21 protein-coding genes are annotated in these 18864 nt (G+C 72.0%); 9 read left to right on the top strand and 12 right to left on the bottom strand.

Annotated features, from left to right (window positions below; translation table 11 throughout):
* Nucleotides 1-30: 30 nt before the first annotated feature.
* The 4 genes from ACFVTF_RS14910 (at nt 31) to era (ending at nt 2239) form a co-directional block, all read left to right on the top strand.
* Entirely contained in the window at nt 31-576 is a 546-nt protein-coding gene (locus ACFVTF_RS14910) for a DUF4383 domain-containing protein (protein ID WP_371516893.1), read from the top strand.
* Nucleotides 577-607: 31 nt separating this feature from the next.
* Nucleotides 608-961, top strand: a complete 354-nt coding sequence (locus ACFVTF_RS14905; protein ID WP_063351091.1) for a hypothetical protein — start codon at nt 608-610, stop codon at nt 959-961.
* A 130-nt stretch (nt 962-1091) separates the two neighbouring features.
* Entirely contained in the window at nt 1092-1250 is a 159-nt protein-coding gene (locus ACFVTF_RS14900; protein WP_159398424.1) for a hypothetical protein, read from the top strand.
* A 59-nt stretch (nt 1251-1309) separates the two neighbouring features.
* Nucleotides 1310-2239, top strand: a complete 930-nt coding sequence (gene era, locus ACFVTF_RS14895) for a GTPase Era (RefSeq protein ID WP_063347514.1) — start codon at nt 1310-1312, stop codon at nt 2237-2239.
* 104 nt (nt 2240-2343) lie between these two features.
* Here the strand turns inward: era and ACFVTF_RS14890 are convergent, their stop codons facing one another.
* On the bottom strand, nt 2344-2610 hold the full coding sequence (locus tag ACFVTF_RS14890; RefSeq protein ID WP_063351090.1) for a protealysin inhibitor emfourin: 267 nt from the start codon (nt 2608-2610) through the stop codon (nt 2344-2346).
* Nucleotides 2611-2743: 133 nt separating this feature from the next.
* Complete coding sequence (locus ACFVTF_RS14885; protein ID WP_387813660.1) at nt 2744-3766, bottom strand: M4 family metallopeptidase; 1023 nt, start codon at nt 3764-3766, stop codon at nt 2744-2746.
* A 330-nt stretch (nt 3767-4096) separates the two neighbouring features.
* Between ACFVTF_RS14885 and leuA the strand changes: the two genes are divergently transcribed.
* The 4 genes from leuA (at nt 4097) to ACFVTF_RS14865 (ending at nt 8631) form a co-directional block, all read left to right on the top strand.
* A complete protein-coding gene (leuA, locus tag ACFVTF_RS14880) occupies nt 4097-5893 on the top strand; it encodes a 2-isopropylmalate synthase (protein ID WP_350878208.1) in 1797 nt (598 codons plus the stop codon).
* Nucleotides 5894-6253: 360 nt separating this feature from the next.
* Nucleotides 6254-6796, top strand: a complete 543-nt coding sequence (locus tag ACFVTF_RS14875) for a TerB family tellurite resistance protein (protein WP_350878207.1) — start codon at nt 6254-6256, stop codon at nt 6794-6796.
* A gap of 241 nt (nt 6797-7037) precedes the next feature.
* Nucleotides 7038-7784 (top strand): DNA repair protein RecO, encoded by a 747-nt coding sequence (gene recO, locus ACFVTF_RS14870; protein ID WP_063347510.1) that lies wholly within the window; start codon nt 7038-7040, stop codon nt 7782-7784.
* Nucleotides 7785-7788: 4 nt separating this feature from the next.
* Nucleotides 7789-8631: an isoprenyl transferase gene (locus ACFVTF_RS14865; RefSeq protein ID WP_371516891.1), complete on the top strand. Its 843-nt coding sequence runs from the start codon at nt 7789-7791 to the stop codon at nt 8629-8631.
* 78 nt (nt 8632-8709) lie between these two features.
* On the opposite strand, the gene ACFVTF_RS14860 is transcribed toward ACFVTF_RS14865, so the two are convergent.
* The 4 genes from ACFVTF_RS14860 to ACFVTF_RS14845 are packed head-to-tail and all read right to left on the bottom strand — an operon-like array spanning nt 8710 to nt 11923.
* Nucleotides 8710-9120 (bottom strand): Fur family transcriptional regulator, encoded by a 411-nt coding sequence (locus ACFVTF_RS14860; protein ID WP_350878206.1) that lies wholly within the window; start codon nt 9118-9120, stop codon nt 8710-8712.
* 35 nt (nt 9121-9155) lie between these two features.
* On the bottom strand, nt 9156-10151 hold the full coding sequence (locus ACFVTF_RS14855; RefSeq protein ID WP_387813657.1) for a metal ABC transporter permease: 996 nt from the start codon (nt 10149-10151) through the stop codon (nt 9156-9158).
* Nucleotides 10148-10912: a metal ABC transporter ATP-binding protein gene (locus tag ACFVTF_RS14850; RefSeq protein ID WP_063347507.1), complete on the bottom strand. Its 765-nt coding sequence runs from the start codon at nt 10910-10912 to the stop codon at nt 10148-10150. The genes ACFVTF_RS14855 and ACFVTF_RS14850 overlap by 4 nt, the downstream gene beginning before the upstream one ends.
* A 15-nt stretch (nt 10913-10927) precedes the next feature.
* Complete coding sequence (locus ACFVTF_RS14845; protein ID WP_387813655.1) at nt 10928-11923, bottom strand: metal ABC transporter substrate-binding protein; 996 nt, start codon at nt 11921-11923, stop codon at nt 10928-10930.
* Between the two features lie 191 nt (nt 11924-12114).
* On the opposite strand from ACFVTF_RS14845, the gene ACFVTF_RS14840 reads away from it, so the two are divergent.
* Complete coding sequence (locus ACFVTF_RS14840) at nt 12115-13497, top strand: glycine--tRNA ligase (RefSeq protein ID WP_371516888.1); 1383 nt, start codon at nt 12115-12117, stop codon at nt 13495-13497.
* A gap of 111 nt (nt 13498-13608) precedes the next feature.
* On the opposite strand, the gene ACFVTF_RS14835 is transcribed toward ACFVTF_RS14840, so the two are convergent.
* The 6 genes from ACFVTF_RS14835 to ACFVTF_RS14810 form a co-directional block, all read right to left on the bottom strand.
* Entirely contained in the window at nt 13609-14697 is a 1089-nt protein-coding gene (locus ACFVTF_RS14835; RefSeq protein ID WP_387813653.1) for a hypothetical protein, read from the bottom strand.
* 68 nt (nt 14698-14765) lie between these two features.
* A complete protein-coding gene (locus ACFVTF_RS14830) occupies nt 14766-15872 on the bottom strand; it encodes a hypothetical protein (RefSeq protein ID WP_387813651.1) in 1107 nt (368 codons plus the stop codon).
* Complete coding sequence (locus ACFVTF_RS14825; protein ID WP_387813649.1) at nt 15869-16447, bottom strand: NADAR family protein; 579 nt, start codon at nt 16445-16447, stop codon at nt 15869-15871. The genes ACFVTF_RS14830 and ACFVTF_RS14825 overlap by 4 nt, the downstream gene beginning before the upstream one ends.
* A 59-nt stretch (nt 16448-16506) precedes the next feature.
* Nucleotides 16507-17208 (bottom strand): hypothetical protein, encoded by a 702-nt coding sequence (locus ACFVTF_RS14820; protein WP_387813647.1) that lies wholly within the window; start codon nt 17206-17208, stop codon nt 16507-16509.
* A gap of 107 nt (nt 17209-17315) precedes the next feature.
* Nucleotides 17316-18389: a methyltransferase gene (locus ACFVTF_RS14815; protein ID WP_387813645.1), complete on the bottom strand. Its 1074-nt coding sequence runs from the start codon at nt 18387-18389 to the stop codon at nt 17316-17318.
* Nucleotides 18390-18455: 66 nt separating this feature from the next.
* Nucleotides 18456-18689: a hypothetical protein gene (locus tag ACFVTF_RS14810; protein WP_387813643.1), complete on the bottom strand. Its 234-nt coding sequence runs from the start codon at nt 18687-18689 to the stop codon at nt 18456-18458.
* Nucleotides 18690-18864 lie beyond the last annotated feature (175 nt).

Here is an 18864-nt window from a genome sequence, read left to right as displayed (position 1 = left end):
TAGGCCGGCCAGGCCATGGTGGAGGTCACCATGAAGCTGCAAGACGAACTGCCCGTGAACAGCCGGCTCGCCACGGTGTGGCGGATCGGGGCGGGGCTCGGGGGGATCTTCCTGATCGTGTTCGGGTGCCTGGGGCTGGCCGATCACCCGGGCTTCCTCGCCACCCACGGCGACCGGATCGCCGGGCTGTCGACCAACGGGGCGCTGAGCATCCTGTCCATCGTGGCGGGCGCGATCCTGGTGGCGGGGGCGGTGGTCGGCGGCAACTTCGCGTCCAACCTGAACATGGTGGTCGGCGTGCTGTTCGTCCTGTCCGGCTTCTACGGCCTGACGGTGCTCGGGCGGCCGGACGCCAACATCCTGAACTTCCGGATGTCGAACGTGCTGTTCGCCTTCATCTTCGGAGTGATCCTGACGACCTTCGGGATGTACGGCCGGGTGAGCAGTCACCTGCCGCACGACAACCCGTTCTGGCGCGAGCGCACGGAGCACGAGGCGGCGCGGCCGTCCGGTCCGAAGACCTTCGTCAAGGTCCTCAACCCGAACCCCGGTCCGACCCACCCGGTCGGCCACTGAGCGGCCGCGGGGGCCGCCTATGCTCGGCGGCATGAGTGACATCGTCGAGCTCGACCCCGAAGACAAGAAGATCATCACCCTGGCCCGCTCGGCCCGCGCCCGCAACGGCGTCGCCGAGGGGGCCGCGGTGCGTGACGAGACCGGCCGGACGTACGTGGCCGGGACGGTCGCGCTGGAGTCGCTCCGGCTGAGCGCGCTGCAGACGGCGGTGGCGATGGCGGTGGCCAGCGGCGCGAAGTCGCTGGAGGCGGCGGCCGTGGTGAGCGAGGCGGAGCAGCCGGCCGAGGCCGACCTGGCGGCCGTCCGGGACCTCGGCGGGGCCGGGACGCCCGTGCTGCTGGCCGGTGTGGACGGGACGCTGCGGGTGGCGGCCGAGGCCCGCTGAGGGCTGCTGGGGCCGCCGGGGGTCTGCTGGGGCCCGCTGCGGCGGGTGACGGCGGCGGCCTGGCGAACACCTGCCCGAACCGAGCCGATAGTCTCACCGGGGGAGTGAACTCGGTGAGGGGGCTGGGCACATGGGGGCGGTGGCGTTCTTCGCCGGGCTGCTGCTGTTCGTGATGGGGATGGGCAAGTGGCAGGAGACCGGCTCGCCGTACTGGCTCTGGGGTTCGGTCGCCTTCCTGGTGCTGCTGGTGGTGATGTCGGTGGTCTCGCGGGGCGGCCGCAAGGGCTGATCGGGCGGTGCGGGCGGGCCCGGACAGCGCGACTCCGGTGATCAGGGAGAATGGAGCACATGAGTGCCCCTTCCTCCTCGTACCGCTCCGGCTTCGCGTGCTTCGTCGGCCGACCCAACGCGGGCAAGTCGACCCTGACCAACGCTCTGGTGGGGACGAAGGTCGCGATCACCTCCGACCGCCCGCAGACCACCCGGCACACCGTGCGCGGCATCGTGCACCGCCCGGACTCCCAGCTCGTCCTGGTCGACACCCCCGGCCTGCACAAGCCGCGCACCCTGCTCGGCGAGCGCCTCAACGACCTGGTCCGCAGCACCTGGGCCGAGGTCGACGTGATCGGCTTCTGCCTGCCCGCCGACCAGAAGCTCGGCCCCGGCGACAAGTTCATCGCCAAGGAACTCGCCGAGGTCAAGAAGACCCCCAAGGTCGCCATCGTCACCAAGACCGACCTGGTCGACTCCAAGCGGCTCGCCGAGCAGCTGATCGCGATCCACCAGCTCGGTGAGGAACTGGGCATCGAGTGGGCCGAGATCATCCCGGTCTCGGCCGTCGGCGACAAGCAGGTGGAACTGGTCGGCGACCTGATCACCAAGCTGCTGCCGGAGGGCATGCCGCTCTACCCGGACGGCGACCTCACCGACGAGCCCGAGCAGATCATGGTCGCGGAGCTGATCCGCGAGGCCGCCCTGGAGGGCGTCCGGGACGAGCTGCCGCACTCGCTGGCCGTCGTGGTCGAGGAAATGCTCCCGCGCGAGGGCCGCCCGGCGGACCGCCCGCTGCTGGACATCCACGCCAACGTCTACATCGAGCGGCAGAGCCAGAAGGCGATCGTCATCGGCGCCAAGGGCGCGCGGCTCAAGCACGTCGGCACCACCGCCCGCAAGCACATCGAGGCGCTGCTCGGCACGCCGGTCTTCCTGGACCTGCACGTCAAGGTCGCCAAGGACTGGCAGCGCGACCCGAAGCAGCTGCGCAAGCTCGGCTTCTGAGCCCCGGCTCCCAGCGAAGGCCTGCCCGGATCCGTCGATCGGGCGGGCCTTCGGCGTGTCCGGGGCCGGTGGGGTCAAGCAGGATCAAGCGGGATCAGGCAGGATCAGGCGCCTTCGCGCAGGACCAGCGACACCAGTTCGCGCTGCGAGTCGGTGAGCTTCGGGTCGGCGCAGTAGACCGTCCGGCCGTCGACGGTGATCTCGTAGTGGAAGCCGTCCGGCACCCCGTACGAGGGCGCCCGCAGCCCGCCCGCGACGGCCTCGCGGGCGAGCGCGTGGACGTGCGGGGCGTCCGTGCGGTCGACGGTGTCGAGTTCCGCATGGCGGACGATCCCCGCGAAGCCGCCGGTCCGGGTCACCTGGATACGCATGGTGTCCATGGTGCTACCAGGGGAGGGAGTTTGCCGGTCTTTTCCCGGACCGTGACCTTAAGCGCGGCTCAACCCGGCCTCAACCGTCCTCGCTCGGGGCCGTCCGAGGGGTTCGGCCGGGGCCTGAGGGGGTTCAGCCGGGGCTGACGCCGACCTGCGCCCAGGAGGCCGTCACGGTGTCCGCCACCGAGGGCTGGTCGGGGTAGCGGGCCTTGGCGGCGGCCACGGTGGCCCGGGCGAAGGCGGTGAAGTCGGCGCCGGCGGTGAGCCGGCCGCCGGTCAGGGCGTCGTACCAGATCCGCCCGGCGCGGTCCCAGGCCTGGCCGCCGAGGGCGGTGGCCAGCAGGTAGAACGCGTGGTTGGGGATGCCGGAGTTGATGTGCACGCCGCCGTTGTCGTCGGTGGTGTCCACGTAGTCCCGCATGTGCGCGGGCTGCGGGTCCTTGCCGAGCCGGGGGTCGTCGTAGGCGGTGCCGGGGGCCTTCATCGAGCGCAGCGCCACGCCCTGGACGCCGGGGGCGAGCAGGCCGGCGCCGATCAGCCAGTCGGCGTGGGCGGCGTCCTGGCCCAGCGAGTACTGCTTGACCAGCGAGCCGAAGACGTCGGAGACCGACTCGTTGAGCGCGCCGGGCTGGTCCTGGTACTGCAGGCCGGCGGTGAACTGGGTGACGCCGTGGGTGAGTTCGTGGCCGATGACGTCGACGCAGGCGGTGAAGTCGCCGAAGATCTCGCCGTCGCCGTCGCCGAAGACCATCTGGTGGCCGTTCCAGAAGGCGTTGTCGTAGTCCTGGCCGTAGTGCACGGTGGCGTCCAGGCGCAGCCCCCGGTTGTCGATCGAGCGGCGGCCGAAGACGGTGGCGTACAGGGCGAAGGTGTCGCCGAGGCCGTCGTAGGCGTGGTTGACGGACTGGTCGGCGACCGGGGCCTGGCCCTCGGTGCGGACGGTCCGGCCGGGCAGCCGCTGGCTGTGGGCGGTGTCGGCGATCAGCCGGCTGGGGGTCGGGCCGGTGCTGACGGGCGGGGGAGGGGCGAGGCGGGCCGCGCGGTGCGCGGTGTCGAGCAGGAGGGAGCGGACGGCGGGCTCGTGACCGGCCTCGGCGAGGCGGTCCAGGACGTACGGCGGGACGATCGCGCAGATCGGAACTGCTGCAGTCATGTGGCCCAGGGTGAGGCTTCGATGACCGGTTGTCACCACTCTTGGCGCGACCGGTCGGTGTCTCAAGGGGTGGAACGGTGGCCCGGATCACTTCGGGGGCGCGCGGCCCTGGGTTACGCTGGGGCCATCATGCGCAACGGGCTGCTTCTTCTTAGCTGCCGCGTCGAGGGCCTGTAGTCCACAGGGCCGGCTCCCTCGCCGCGGGGATCGAGCTGTGCGCGTCATCCGGCGATCCAACGGAGGGTCGCGAGCGGCAGCTGCCGGCCAGTCGGTGTCGACCACCCCGACCCGCCCCCGCACCACGCATCACAGGAAGCCGAGAGTCATTCCATGACCGAGCAGAGCTCCGCCGCGCCCATCCCCGCCGGTCGCGCCTTCGTCGACCGCCCCACCCCGATCACCGCCGCGTCCGTGCGCCAGCTGCCCTCCGGCATGCGGTACGGGCGCTACCTGCCGTTCGACACCGTGGACCTGCCGGACCGCACCTGGCCGAGCAAGGTGATCACCAAGGCGCCGCGCTGGCTCTCCACCGACCTGCGGGACGGCAACCAGGCGCTGATCGACCCGATGTCCCCGGCCCGCAAGCGCAAGATGTTCGACCTGCTGGTCGCGATGGGCTACAAGGAGATCGAGGTCGGCTTCCCGTCCTCCGGCGCCACCGACCACGCCTTCGTGCGGTCGCTGATCGAGGAGGGGGCGATCCCCGAGGACGTCACCATCTCGGTGCTGACGCAGGCCCGCGAGGAGCTGATCGAGAAGACCGTCGAGTCGCTGGTCGGCGCCCCGCGCGCGACGGTCCACCTGTACAACGCGACGGCGCCGCTGTTCCGCCGGGTGGTGTTCCGCAACGACCGGGCCGCCACCAAGGCGATCGCCACCGACGGCACCCGGCTGGTGATGGAGTACGCGGAGAAGCTGCTGGGCGAGGAGACCGTCTTCGGCTACCAGTACTCGCCGGAGATCTTCGTGGACACCGAGCTGGACTTCGCGCTGGAGGTCTGCGAGGCGGTCATGGACGTCTGGCAGCCGGGCGAGGGCCGCGAGATCATCCTGAACCTGCCGGCCACCATCGAGCGGGCCACCCCGAACGTGCAGGCCGACCAGTTCGAGTGGATGTCGCGCAACCTGTCGCGCCGCGAGTTCGTCTGCCTGTCGGTGCACCCGCACAACGACCGCGGCACCGCCGTCGCCTCCGCCGAACTGGCCTACATGGCGGGCGCGGACCGCATCGAGGGCTGCCTGTTCGGCCAGGGCGAGCGGACCGGCAACGTCGACCTGGTGACCCTGGGCATGAACCTGTTCTCGCAGGGCATCGACCCGCAGATCGACTTCTCCGACATCGACGAGGTGCGCCGCACCGCCGAGTACTGCAACCAGATGGAGGTGCACCCGCGCCACCCGTACGCCGGCGACCTGGTGTACACCTCCTTCTCCGGCTCGCACCAGGACGCGATCAAGAAGGGCTTCGACGCCCTGGAGGCGGACGCCGCGGCGGCGGGCGTCCCGGTGGGGGAGCACACCTGGGGCGTGCCGTACCTGCCGATCGACCCGAAGGACGTCGGCCGCACCTACGAGGCGGTCATCCGGGTCAACAGCCAGTCCGGCAAGGGCGGTGTGGCGTACGTCCTGAAGAACGACCACAAGCTGGACCTGCCGCGCCGGATGCAGATCGAGTTCTCCCGGATCATCCAGGCCAAGACCGACGCCGAGGGCGGCGAGGTCACCCCGGCCGAGATCTGGCGGGTCTTCGAGGACGAGTACCTGCCGACCCCGGACAACCCGTGGGGCCGGATCTCGCTGAGCGGTTCGCGCACCCTGACCACCGAGGACGGCCGGGACGCGCTGATCGCCGGCGCGCTGGTGGACTCGGTACCGGTGACCCTGACCGGTGTCGGCAACGGCCCGGTCTCCGCCTTCACGGACGCGCTGGCCCGGATCGGCCTGGACGTCCGCGTCCTGGACTACGCCGAGCACGCGCTGAGCGAGGGCGGCGACGCCCAGGCCGCCGCGTACGTCGAGTGCGCGGTGGACGGCAAGGTGCTGTGGGGCGTCGGCATCGACGGCAACACCGTGCTGGCCTCGCTGAAGGCGATCATCAGCGCCGTCAACCGGGCACAGCGCGGGTAGTTCGTACGAGTGAGATGTGGCGGGGCCGTCCTCCGGGGCGGCCCTTCGCCGCGCCTGGGGCCAGTTGTGTCCTGCGCCACATTTTTTCGGGTCGGAAGCCGTTCGAGGTACTGACACGTGCCGGTAACCATGGCAACATCGATCCACCGGAAAGCCGGGTCGGTGGGACGGCCTCGGTGTCCGGTCGCGTGACCTGCCCATTGTTGTGCAGGCCGTCTGCCATGTCTGGGGAGTGGCGCCGTGACCAGGTTGTGGGGTGTTCGCCCGCGGTGGCGGACTGACGTTCTCGGTGACTTCTTCTGCCCGGGCTGTGGCGGGGACCGCAACTACCGCCGGCAGCACGGTCGGCGGTGGCTGCGGTTGCTGGGGACCCCGGTGGCCCCGCTCGGCCCGGTGATCGGCAGCGTGCAGTGCACCAGCTGCCACGGCCGCTACGGCGTCGAGAGCCTGGAACAGCCCACCTCGGTACGGCTCGGCGCGATGCTGCGGGACGCGCAGTACACCATCGCGCTCGCCCTGCTCGCGGCCGGCGGCACCGCGCACCGCGCGGCCCGCGAGGCAGCCTGCACGGCGGTGCGCGAGGCCGGGTTCGAGGACTGCGGCGAGGCCCAGGTGCTGGCCGCGCTCGCCGCGCTGTCCGGGCTCGGCGGCGAACTCTACGACGCCCACGGGATGGCCGGCGGCCTGGCCGTGGAACTGCACGCGGTGCTCGAACCGCTCGCCCCGCACCTGGCCCACCAGGGCCGGGAGCGGCTGCTGCTGCAGGGCGCGGCGATCGCCCTGTCCGACGGGCGCTACCTGCCGCAGGAGCGCGAGGCGCTGGCCGCGGTCGGGCGCTGTCTGGATCTACCGCAGTCGCGGGTCGGGGCGCTGCTGGAGGCGGCGACCCGGGCTCCGTACTAGACCTTCTCCGCAGCAACCCTGACCTCCTGCGCAGGACGGACGTCCTCCGCAGTACCGGGCCCGCTCCGCGGTGCCGGGCCTGCCGCGCAACCCCCGAGCCATCTCCGATCCCCCACAAAACGGGCCCGCAATCCCCCTCCGGGCCCGCCGTGACCCGCACCGCTCGGTCCTCCCCCACGGACTCGGTGCGGGCAACACGGCTGTCGGCGGCCGGGGCGCGCCGTGGGGGAGAATGGCTCCCATGAGTCTTTTCCGGGACGACGGCGTCGTGCTGCGGGCGCAGAAGCTCGGCGAGGCCGATCGGATCATCACCCTGCTGACCCGGCACCACGGCAAGGTGCGGGCGGTGGCGCGCGGGGTGCGCAAGACCAAGTCCAAGTTCGGCGCCCGGCTGGAGCCGTTCTCGCACGTGGACGTGCAGTTCTTCAGCCGGGGGAGTGAGCTGATCGGCCGCGGGTTGCCGCTGTGCACCCAGGTGGAGACGATCGCGCCGTACGGCGGTTCGATCGTCACCGACTACGGCCGCTACACCGCCGGGACGGCGATGCTGGAGACGGCCGAGCGGTTCGCCGAGAACGAGGGCGAACCGGCCGTCCAGCAGTACCTGTTGCTGGTGGGCGCCCTGCGCACGCTGGCGGCCGGGCTGCACGAGTCGCACCTGGTGATGGACGCCTTCCTGCTGCGCTCGCTCGCGGTGAACGGGTACGGCGCGAGCTTCACGGACTGCGCCAAATGCGGGCTGGAGGGGCCGAACCGTTTCTTCTCCCTGCCCGCGGGCGGGGTCCTCTGCCCGGACTGCCGAGTGCCCGGATGTGCCGTACCCTCCCCTGAGACACTGGTACTGCTCGGGGCGCTGCTGTCAGGGGACTGGCAGACGGCCGATTCCTGCGAGCCGAGGTACTGGCGGGAGGGCAGCGGCCTGGTCGCGGCCTATCTGCAGTGGCATTTGGAGCGGGGCATCCGCTCGATGAGATACGTGGAGAAGTGAGCACATGGCAGCGCGACGGCTCTTCGGCGGCGGCAAACAGAGGGAGTACCTCCCCCCGACCCCGCACCCCAGTGGCGCAAAGCCCCCGAAGATTCCCGGCGAGCTGGTCCCCGACCACGTCGCCATCGTGATGGACGGCAACGGCCGCTGGGCCAAGGAGCGCGGACTGCCCCGCACCGAGGGCCACAAGGTCGGCGAATCGGTCGTGCTGGACGTCCTCAAGGGCGCGATCGAGCTCGGCGTGAAGAACATCTCGCTGTACGCGTTCTCCACCGAGAACTGGAAGCGCTCGCCCGACGAGGTGAAGTTCCTGATGAACTTCAACCGGGACGTCATCCACCGCCGCCGCGACGAGATGGACGCGATGGGCGTGCGGGTCCGCTGGGCGGGCCGGATGCCGAAGCTGTGGAAGAGCGTCGTCCAGGAGCTCCAGGTCGCCGAGGAGCAGACCAAGGACAACGACGCCGTCACGCTCTACATGTGCGTCAACTACGGTGGCCGGGCCGAGCTCGCGGACGCCGCGGCGGCCCTCGCGGCCGACGTCGCCGCCGGGAAGCTGGACCCGAAGAAGGTCAACGAGAAGACCCTCGCCAAGTACATGTATCACCCGGACATGCCGGACGTGGACCTGTTCCTGCGCCCCAGCGGCGAGCAGCGCACCTCCAACTTCCTGCTCTGGCAGTCCGCGTACGCCGAGTTCGTGTTCCAGGACGTGCTCTGGCCGGACTTCGACCGCCGCGACCTGTGGCGCGCCTGCGAGCAGTACGCGAGGCGCGACCGCCGCTTCGGCGGGGCGATCCCGAACGAGGTGCAGCCCGAGCCGCTGGACCTGCCCACCCAGCGCTGACGCGGCACGGCGGAGGTACGGCGAAGGGCCCGTGGGAATCGCTCCCACGGGCCCTTCGCCGTACCGGTGCTCCGCTGCTCAGGCCTTCTTGGCGCACTCCGCGCAGGTGCCGAAGATCTCCAGGGTGTGCGCGATGTCGCTGAACCCGTGCTCCGCGGCGACCGCGTTGGCCCAGCGCTCCACCGCCGGGCCCTCCACCTCGACGGTGGCGCCGCAGTGCCGGCACACCAGGTGGTGGTGGTGCCCGCTGCTGCACCGGCGGTAGACGGCCTCGCCGTCGGCGGTGCGCAGCACGTCCACCTCACCGGCGTCGGCGAGCGACTGGAGGGTGCGGTAGACCGTGGTCAGACCGACGGAGTCCCCGCGGTGCTTGAGCATGTCGTGGAGCTCCTGCGCGCTGCGGAAGTCCTCGATCTCGTCCAGGGCCGCCGAGACGGCGGCACGTTGCCGGGTCGAGCGGGCGCGCGGCGACGGGCCTGCGGTGGTCACCGTGGGTCCTCCTGGGGTGGTGGGCGTCTCGCACCTCATTGTGCCAGCCCTGCCCCCCGCTCCGGAGTGATCGCGTCGGAGGAACCGCGGCCCGGGAGTTGCCCCGGGAGTTGCCCCGGGATCTGCCCGGGGATCTGATCCGGTGATTGACCCGGGAATTGTTCCGGCAGGGCGACGTCGCAGACCTTCGGTCCGGGGTCCGCGGCGCCCCTGCGGTGGCGCCGCCGGGCGAGCGGCGCGGCGAGCAGGCTGAACACCGCGAAGACCGCGATGGCGAGCAGCACGATGGCCGGGCCGGAGGGCACGTTGAGGTGGTAGGAGCCGGTGACGCCGGCCAGCGAGACCACCACGCCGAGCGCGATCGAGGCCGCCTGGGTGGCGGCGAAGGACCGGGTGAGCTGCTGGGCGGCGACCACCGGGACCACCATCAGGGCGCTGACCAGCAGCAGTCCGACCACCCGCATCGCGACGGTGACGGTGACGGCGGCCATCACCGCGAGCAGCAGGTTGAGCGTGCGCACCGGCAGGCCGGTGACCCGGGCGAAGTCCTCGTCCTGGCAGATCGCGAAGAGCTGCCGGCGCAGGCCGACGGTGACCGCGACGACGACCGCGCCGAGCACCGCGATGGTGATCAGGTCGGTCGGGGCGACGGTGAGGATGGAGCCCCACAGGTAGCTCTCCAGCGAGCCGGCGCCGGCCTGGGCGGAGAGCGAGACGAGCAGCTTGCCGCAGGCCATGCCGCCGTAGAAGAGCATCGCCAGGGCGATGTCGCCGCGCTGGTTGCCGCGCGAGCGGACCAGTTCCATCGTGACGGCGCCGAGCACGCAGACCAGCACGGCCATCCAGACCGGGCTGGTCTGGAAGATGAAGCCGAGGCCGACGCCGGTCATCGCGACGTGCCCCATGCCGTCGCCCATCAGGGCCTGCCGGCGCTGCACCAGGTAGATGCCGACGGCCGGGGCGGTGATCCCGACCAGGACGGCGGCGAGCAGGGCGCGCTGCATGAAGTCGTAGGAGAGCATCTCGGTCATGCCAGCAGCCTCGGCGGGGTGTGGTCGGCGTGCGGGTGCACGTGGTCGTGGCCGGGCAGCGCGTGCAGTCCGGTGTTGGGCACGGGCGGGCCGTCGTGCGCGACGCAGCCGTCCCGCAGCACCACGGCGCGGTCGATCAGCGGTTCCAGCGGCCCGAGTTCGTGCAGCACGAGGAGGACGGCGGCGCCGCGGGAGACCTCGGCGCGCAGGGTGTCGGCGAGCACCTGCTGGCTGGCGGCGTCCACGCCGGCCATCGGCTCGTCCATGATCAGCAGGTCGGGGGTGCCGACCAGGGCGCGGGCGATCAGCACCCGCTGCTGCTGGCCGCCGGACAGGTCGGCGACGCCGTCCCCGGCGCGCTCCAGCATGCCGACGGCGGCGAGCGCGCGGTCCACCGCCGCGCGGTCCCGGCGGCGGAACGGCAGCAGCCGGTGCTGCGGCAGCCGCCCGGTGGAGACCACTTCGCGCACGGTGGCCGGCACGCCGGAGGCGGCGGTGGTGCGCTGCGGGACGTACCCGATCCGGTGCCAGGCGCGGAAGCCGGCGTACGGGATGCCGAACAGCTCCAGCGTGCCCTGCCCCAGCGGGACGGAGCCGATCACGGCCTTGACGGTGGTGGACTTGCCGGAGCCGTTGGCGCCGAGCAGGGCGACCACCTCGCCGGGCTGGACGGTGAGGTCGACGCCGCGCAGCACCGGCCGACCGCCGCGCGAGGCGACGGCGTCGCGGAGGCGGACGGCCGGGGGTATCGGGTGGGTCATGGTGCTGTCGTCCCGTCAGCTGGTGGGGGTGCCGGTCGCGGTGGGCGTGGTGCCGGTCGTGGCGGGGGTGGCGCCGAGGGCGGCCTGGAGGTTGGCCAGGTTCTGCTTCATGACCGAGAGGTAGTCCTCCTTGGCCGGGTCCTTGACGCCCTCCAGCGGGTCCAGGACGGCGGTCTTGAGGCCGAGGTCCTTGGCGACGGTGTCGGCGAGCTTGGGGCTGACCAGGGTCTCGAAGAAGATCGTGGTGACGCCGTTGTCCTTGGCGGCCTTCTGCACCTCGGCGAGGCGGGCCGGGGTGGGCTCGGACTCGGGGTCGACGCCGTTGATGGCGACCTGGGTGAGGCCGTAGTGGTCGGCGAGGTAGCCGAAGGCGGCGTGGCTGGTGACGAAGGTCTTGGACTTGGCGTCCTTCAGGCCGTCCCGGAACTCCTGGTCCAGCGCGGTCAGCCGGCCGACCAGGTCGTCGGTGTTCTTGCGGTAGTCGTCGGCGTGGGCCGGGTCGGCCTTGGCGAAGCCGTCGCCGACGCTCTTGGCGATCGCCGCGTAGCGGGTCGGGTCGAGCCAGATGTGCGGGTCGCCGGCCGGGCCGTCGTGCTGGTGGCCGTCGGTCTCGGTGATGCCCTCGTCGAGGTGGTGGTCGACCAGCGGGCTGGCGGCGGTGGCGTCGATCTTGTACTTGGCCGAGGACTGGCCGACGGCCTGGTCGACGGTGGGCTGGAGGCCCTTGAGGTAGATGATCGCGTCGGACTTCTGGACGGTGGCGACCTGCTTGGCGGTGAGCTCCAGGTCGTGCGGCTCGACGCCGGCCGCGGTGAGGTCGGTGACCGCGACGTGCTCCTTGCCGATCTGCTGGGCCAGGTACTCCATCGGGTAGAAGGAGGCGACGACCTTCAGCTTGCCGTCGGCGCTCTGGGCGCTGCTGCTGCCACCGCAGGCGGTCAGGACGAGGGAGGCGGTGAGGGCGGTGGCGGCGATGGCTATGGAGCTGCGGGTACGTCGTCCGATCATCATGACAATCATTCTCATCTTATCTGGAAATGATTGTCAACTCACTCGGACGGGTGAACGGCAGGTGGCCGTGGCCGGGAGGGGTCGGACGATACCGATTTGAACCCCGTACCCATATGGCCGGTAACCTGAGGTATTCGGGTACGCGCAACCAGCCGTGCCCTGACCGTGCCGTACGTACTGAAGAGAGCACTGTGGCCGCCGACAAGATCGACACGATCGTCAGCCTGAGCAAGCGCCGTGGCTTCGTCTACCCCTGCAGCGAGATCTACGGCGGCACGCGTGCCGCCTGGGACTACGGGCCGCTGGGTGTCGAGCTGAAGGAGAACATCAAGCGCCAGTGGTGGCGCACGATGGTCCAGGCCCGTGAGGATGTCGTCGGACTCGACTCGTCGGTCATCCTGGCCCGCGAGGTCTGGGAGGCCTCCGGCCACGTCCAGACCTTCAACGACCCGCTGACCGAGTGCCTCTCCTGCCACAAGCGCCACCGGGCCGACCACCTGGAGGAGAAGTACGAGGCCAAGCACGGCTTCCCGCCGCCGAACGGCCTCAAGGACGTCAACTGCCCCGACTGCGGCACCAAGGGCCAGTTCACCGAGCCCAAGGACTTCTCGGGCATGCTGAAGACCCACCTCGGTGTCACCGAGGAGGCCAGCGGCCTGGCCTTCCTGCGGCCCGAGACCGCCCAGGGCATCTTCACCAACTTCAAGGCCGTCCAGACCACGTCGCGCAAGAAGCCGCCGTTCGGCATCGCCCAGACCGGCAAGAGCTTCCGCAACGAGATCACCCCCGGCAACTTCATCTTCCGCACCCGCGAGTTCGAGCAGATGGAGATGGAGTTCTTCGTCAAGCCGGGCGAGGACGAGCAGTGGCACGAGTACTGGCTCCAGCAGCGCTGGGACTGGTACGTCGGCCTGGGCCTGCGCACCGAGAACATGCGCTTCTTCGAGCACCCGAAGGAGAAGCTCTCCCACTACGCCAAGCGCACGGTGGACATCGAGTACCGCTTCAACTTCGGTGGTAGCGAGTTCTCCGAGCTGGAGGGCGTCGCCAACCGCACCGACTACGACCTGCGGGTGCACAGCGAGGCGTCCGGCCAGGACCTCAAGTACTTCGACCAGGAGAGCGGCGAGCGGTACTTCCCGTACGTCATCGAGCCGGCGGCCGGCCTCAACCGCGCCATGCTGGCCTTCCTGATCGACGCCTACTTCGAGGACGAGGCGCCCAACGCCAAGGGCGTCATGGAGAAGCGCGTCGGCATGCGGCTCGACCCGCGCCTGGCCCCGGTCAAGGTCGCCGTCCTGCCGCTGTCGCGCAACGCCGACCTCTCCCCGAAGGCCCGCGGCCTCGCCGCCGACCTGCGCACCGCGTGGAACGTCGAGTTCGACGACGCCGGCGCCATCGGCAAGCGCTACCGCCGCCAGGACGAGATCGGCACGCCGTTCTGCGTCACCGTCGACTTCGACACCCTCGAGGACAACGCGGTGACCGTCCGTGACCGCGACACCATGTCGCAGGAGCGCGTCTCGCTCGACCAGGTCAAGGCGTACCTGGGCGCGCGGCTGATCGGCTGCTGAGCCCGCTCCGCCCGTCTGGAGCCCCCGCCCGCCCCGGTCCGTCCGGGGCGGGCGGGGGCTCCCGCGCGTTCCCGCCGCTTCCGCCCCCTGCTCACCGCTTCCGCTCCCTGCTCACCGTCTGCCCCAGCGGGAACGGGGGGCCGCGGCCGGTTCGGTCGGCAGGCCGGTGCTGCGCAGGGCGGCCAGCGTCGTCCGGTGCCGGGCGCCGTCGGCGAGCAGCGCGGCGAGCAGCCGCCCGTACAGCTCCGGGCTGCTCTCCAACGCGGCCGCCAGCTTGACCAGTTCCACCGGCGGGCGCAGCGCCGCCAGCTCGTGCAGCAGGACGGTCGCGAGCTCGGTCGGCAGCTCCGTCGCCAGCGCAGCCAGCTCCGCCGTCGGCCGGCCGGCCGCCTGGCGCAGCAGCGTCCGCACGTCGGCGTGCCGGCCCGTGCGGCGCAGGCCGGTCGCCAGCGCCGTGAGCTCCGGCGTCGGCGCCGAACCCCACTCCCACAGCAGCGTCGCGCCGTCCGCGCCCTGCCCGGCCCGCTCCAGCGCGGCCAGCAGGGCGGGCAGGGCCGACGCCGGGTAGCCCCAGAACGCGTGGAACAGTTCCGTCGCCTCCTCCGCCAGCCCCAGCTCGCGCAACTCCGCCAGCATCGCCACCGCCTGCTCGGGGGCGCACTGCGCGGCGCTCCTGGCCAGGTGCAGGGACGCGCCCGTCGGGCCGCGCCGGGAGAGCATGCCGGCCAGCAGCGCGGCGTCCGCCGGATCGAGGCCGGTGGCCGCCCGGGACAGCAGCTCCGTCGCCTCGGCGAAGGCGCCGGCACGGTGCAGGGCCGCCACCCGCTCGGCGAGGGCGCCGATGTCGGGCCGGTCGGATCGCCCGGGCCGGTCCTGGGGCGGCGGGGCCTGGGCCGGTTGCGGCTCCGGCTGCCGGCTCCGCAGCCGGTTCTCCAACGCCTCCAGCCGATCGCTGAGTTGGAGGCAGCGGGCACCCAGGCCCTCGCGCAGGGTGCGCGCCTGGGCCAGCTGCCGCAGCAGGTCCCCGTCCGGCCGCTGGCGGCCCGGCGACGCCCGGATCGCCTCGTTCAACCGCCGCTCCCGCTGGCTCGCGTAGCGGCTCGCGCGCAGTAACTCGTCCAGCTCCGCCCGGAGTTCGTACGCCTGTTGCTCGCCCTCCGGGTCCTGGCCCGCAGGTTGTGCCGTCGGCCGCATGCGCATGATCGCCCCACCCCGTCCATCTCTCCCCTGACTGCGGGACATCCTGGCGTCGCTATGTGGCGGGGGAGTTAAGGGAGCACGTCCAGTCGTGCGCGACTGGTGTCAAGGAGCGCGCAGACGGCGGTCGTTGCGAGAAGTGCGCCGGTCGCGCTCCGCAGCAGGGTCGCCTCGTAGTACGAGCCGGGCGCGACCGCGGCGACGGCGTACCCGACGGCCGCCCCGACCACGGCGGCGGGGACCAGGCGGACCGTCCGCACCGCCGGCAGGAGCACCACGAGCCCCGCGGCGGCCGCCAGTTCGGGGGTGCCGAAGGAGACGCCGTAGCGGACGGCCAGCGCGGGGACGAAGAACAGCACGAGGGCCCGCCCGAGCGTGCCGGTCAGCGCGGTGGTGTGCGGGCCGGCCGGACCGCCGCTCCACGGCACGAACCGGGTGGCGGTCAGGACCGCCAACGCGACCAGCGCGCCGGTGAGATGGTCGCCGAGCCGGGCCAGGTCGTACAGCAGCGCGGTGTCGTACAGCGTCAGCATCAGCGTGCCGAACGCCCACAGGTCGAGCGTGAACAGCACCGGGCCGCGGGGTGGCCGGGCCCGTTCGCGAGAGGCCAGCCAGACGGGCAGCGGCGGTGTGACGAGCGCCGAGGCCGTCCGCAGCACGATGTCGTCCACCGTGTACGGATTCCGCAGGTCCCACTCCACGGCGCAGAACGCCACCGTGTACGAGGCGGCCGCGAGCCCGGTCAGCGGCGAGCGCATCGTCCGGACGTAGAGGCCGTGGTCCAGGCGTCGCAGCACGGCGGCGAACGCCAGCAGCACCAGCGGGAGTTCGAGGAACGCCTGGACGCGGAGCACGGTGGGCGCGAGCAGCTCGGGTGCGGGGAAGTGCGCCGCCAGCCAGTCGACCGCCGGGTTGCCGCGCGGCACGTCGAACCACCCGGGCGGCAGGTGGCGGGCGATGAACGCCGTACTCCCGCCCCGCACCCGCTGCACGTACACGGCGAACAGCACCTGGTTCAGGTAGACGAGCGCCACGACCAGCGCCAGCGCCCCCTCCGGGCCGAAGCGCCCCCCGCGCCCCGGCCGGACCTCCCGCCGCCACACCCCGGGCGCCAGGGCCAGCGCGGCGGCGGCCGACACCACCACCGTGCCGTCCAGCACCAGGCCGACCGCCCTCATGCGGCCAGCCGCGCCCGGGCCTCCATCAGGGCGAAGCCGAGCAGGTTCAACCCCCGCCACTCGTCGGGCCGTTCCGCGCGGATGTCGTCGGCCGCGAGCCCGATGCCCCAGATCCGGTCCACCGGGCTGGCCTCGACCAGGACGCGGTCGCCGGTGCCCAGCAGGTAGGCGCGCAGCGCCTCGTCCTGGCCGAACTTCGCGACGTTCCCCTCGACGACCAGCTCGAACCGGCCGGCCGTCCAGGCCGCGTCGTCGAACTTCGCGACCAGCCGCCCCAGCTTCTTGGCCTCGGCCGGCGTGCGGGCCGCCAGCACCTGCTGCTCGATGGCCTCGTCCCCGAACATCCGGGCCTTCCCCGCCATCATCCAGTGCTCGGCGGACGCGTACGCGACCCCGTCGACGGTGAACTCCCCGGGCCACCACTGGCTCAGGCACTCCCGCCGCGTCCCCCCGCCCTTCCGCTCGGTGTGCCCCCAGAACATCAGCCACTTCGGCCGCACCCCGGCGGCCGTCAGCGCCGCCAGCTCCGCCCGGCTACGGACGTCGGCAGGGCTCCCCACGCGCATCTCGCTCATATCGTCATTCTGACGCAAAGGGGGCCGTCGGGCCAGCGGGTTTTCGGTGGCCGGTCGGGTCAGCCGGCGGGCAGGGCGTTCGCCATGTCCCGGAAGCGGGGCGACACCCGCATCAAGCCGTCCGAGCCGACGTTGAGGTTCTCGATCCAGCCGTCCCGGTACCAGAAGAGCGACGGGGTCAGCGGGGCCGGATCGCCGGCCGCGAGCTCCTTCGACAGGTCGATCAGGAAGCGGATGGCGTTCAGTGACAGGCTGGTGCGGATCGGCACCGCGCAGAGCGTGTTGTTCGTCGGCAGGGCGACCAGGGCCCCGTTGGGCAGCTCGATGCCCCCTCCCAGGGCGTTCTCCAGGCGCAGCGCGTGGGCGGCTCCGGGCCAGGCCCCCGTGCCGTTGACGGTGTGGATGGTGTCGCCGTTGGACGCGTCGAAGACCTGCCGGTTCAGTTGCTCGCCGGCCAGGTTCGCGAAGGCCCGCTCCCACAGCTCGGCCCGGCTGATGCTCCACTGGTCGGCGGCGTGTTCGGCTATCGACAGGGCCTCGGTCTTGCCGGCCCGCTTGCCGGCGTCCACGCAGAGGACGACCGACAGCTCGTCGTCGATCTGCCGCGCCATCGGATCGGGCCCCAGGCCGCGGCTCCTGGTGATCAGGAGCCGCAGCCGGTCCCGGACCTCGAAGACCGAGATCTTCGCCAGCTCCTGGCACGGGCCGTGCTCGTCGCACAGCGGCCTCGGAAGGTTCTTGCGGCTGCCGAACAGCGGCATGGGTGACTCCCCGGGTGGTTGCGGTGGTCGGACCGAGCCACAGCATTCCATCGGTCGGCCCCGCCGTCCCGAGATCACCCGATTCCCGGAGGCGTTCTGTCGGTAAGTCAGATGGCGGCGTGTTCCCAGCGGAGGGCGGGGTGGCCGTCGATCCAGTAGCGGGTCGCCCGGTCGGTGATCCGCAGGCGGACGGCGGTGAGGTCGGGGCGGCCCGCCTCCTGCCAGGCGGTGAGAATGCGCTCGACCTCGTCCCACAGGGCGACCGGTCCGCTCTGGTGGACCGTCCAGCCGTAGGTGTCGTCGGCGACCTCGGCGACGGATCCGGGGGTGGCCAGGCAGTAGATCGACTCCAGGTCCGCCCCGACCGATACGGTGAACTTGGATTCAGGGAAGGCGAGTTGGGCGAGGATGGCCGGTGTCGGTTCGTTGAGGAGGGTGGGGGAGACGTGCGCCGGCCGCTTCGGCGCGGCCGCCCCCGCCGGGGCCGCGCGGCCCCCGACCCGCGCGGCCAGGGGCTCGGGTCGGACGGGCGGGAGGGTGGAACGGCCGATGAACCGGCCGTCGGCGGTGCCGTCGGCGGCGACGGTGACCCTGGCGAGGCCTGCGCCCTCGGGCCAGGTGCCGACCGTGGCCAGGATCGCGCCTCCCGGCCTGGTCCGCCGGACCCAGGCGTAGGGGATGCGGCGCACCGCGTGGGTGGCGATCACCCGGTCGTGGGTGACCTCGGGATCGCCCTCGGCGGTGCTGACGTTGCGCTCGCCGAGGAGGTGGCGGAGCAGGGCCGTCGAGTAGCCCGTGCCGGTGCCGATCTCCAACACGGTGTGCCCGTCCTCGGCGCCCAGGGTGTCGATCATGCGGACGGTGGCGGCCGGGGCGGTGGTGGAGGCGGTGGGGAAGCCCCGGACGGGTGCGGAGACCTGGTCGGCGGTCAGATGGCCGTTGAGCTGGGTGACCAGCGACCGGTTGCTGTGGGCGAGTTCGACCCACTCGGCAGGGTCGGCATCGGGCTCGGTCACCGGACGCCAGCGGCGCCTGCCAGTGGACACGAACACCCCGGGGCGCAGGAACGGCTCCCGGGGCACGGCCTCCACGGCCGCCCGCAGTGCCGGGCCGGTCAGGGCGCCGTCCGCCTCCAGCCGGTCGGCGAGCGCGCGGCGGGCGGCGGCGGTGTCCGGGGTCATGGTTCTCCTCCCTGGGGCGGCTGTGTGCACCTCCGCGAGCGCCTCACCGGCGTGGTGCGCTGAGGCCTAGGAGTAGTGCTTGTGCAGGTCGTCGCTGATCAGCCCGGTGCCGTGGTGGACGGCCTGGCTGGAGTACGTCCCGCGCAGTTGGGCGGCATGCGCGGTTCGCTGGTGTTCGATCAGCAGCCCCTCGGTGTCGTCCGAGTGGCCGCTGCGGGCGCGCTCTCGGCGCCCCAGGAAGACGGTCGTGCCGATGATGGTGGCCACGAGTGCGACCAGGAACGCGATGACGAAGGTCATGAGGTCCCACCTTTCCCCCGGGCCTGGATCGTCCCATGACGAACCATCTCCACGGAAGGGCCAATTCCCCCCGACCCGCCCGCCCAGTCGTGGAACGGGCCGGGCTCTAGTGGGGCGGGGCACGGGGTTGGGGGGCCCGTACAACGAGGAGATAGGGGAGGGGGGGTGTGAACAC

It is taken from the genome of Kitasatospora sp. NPDC057940 (assembly GCF_042887425.1).
Classification (GTDB): domain Bacteria; phylum Actinomycetota; class Actinomycetes; order Streptomycetales; family Streptomycetaceae; genus Kitasatospora.
The sequence above is the reverse complement of the archived record's forward strand: the minus strand, read 5'-3'. Positions and strand labels throughout refer to the sequence as shown.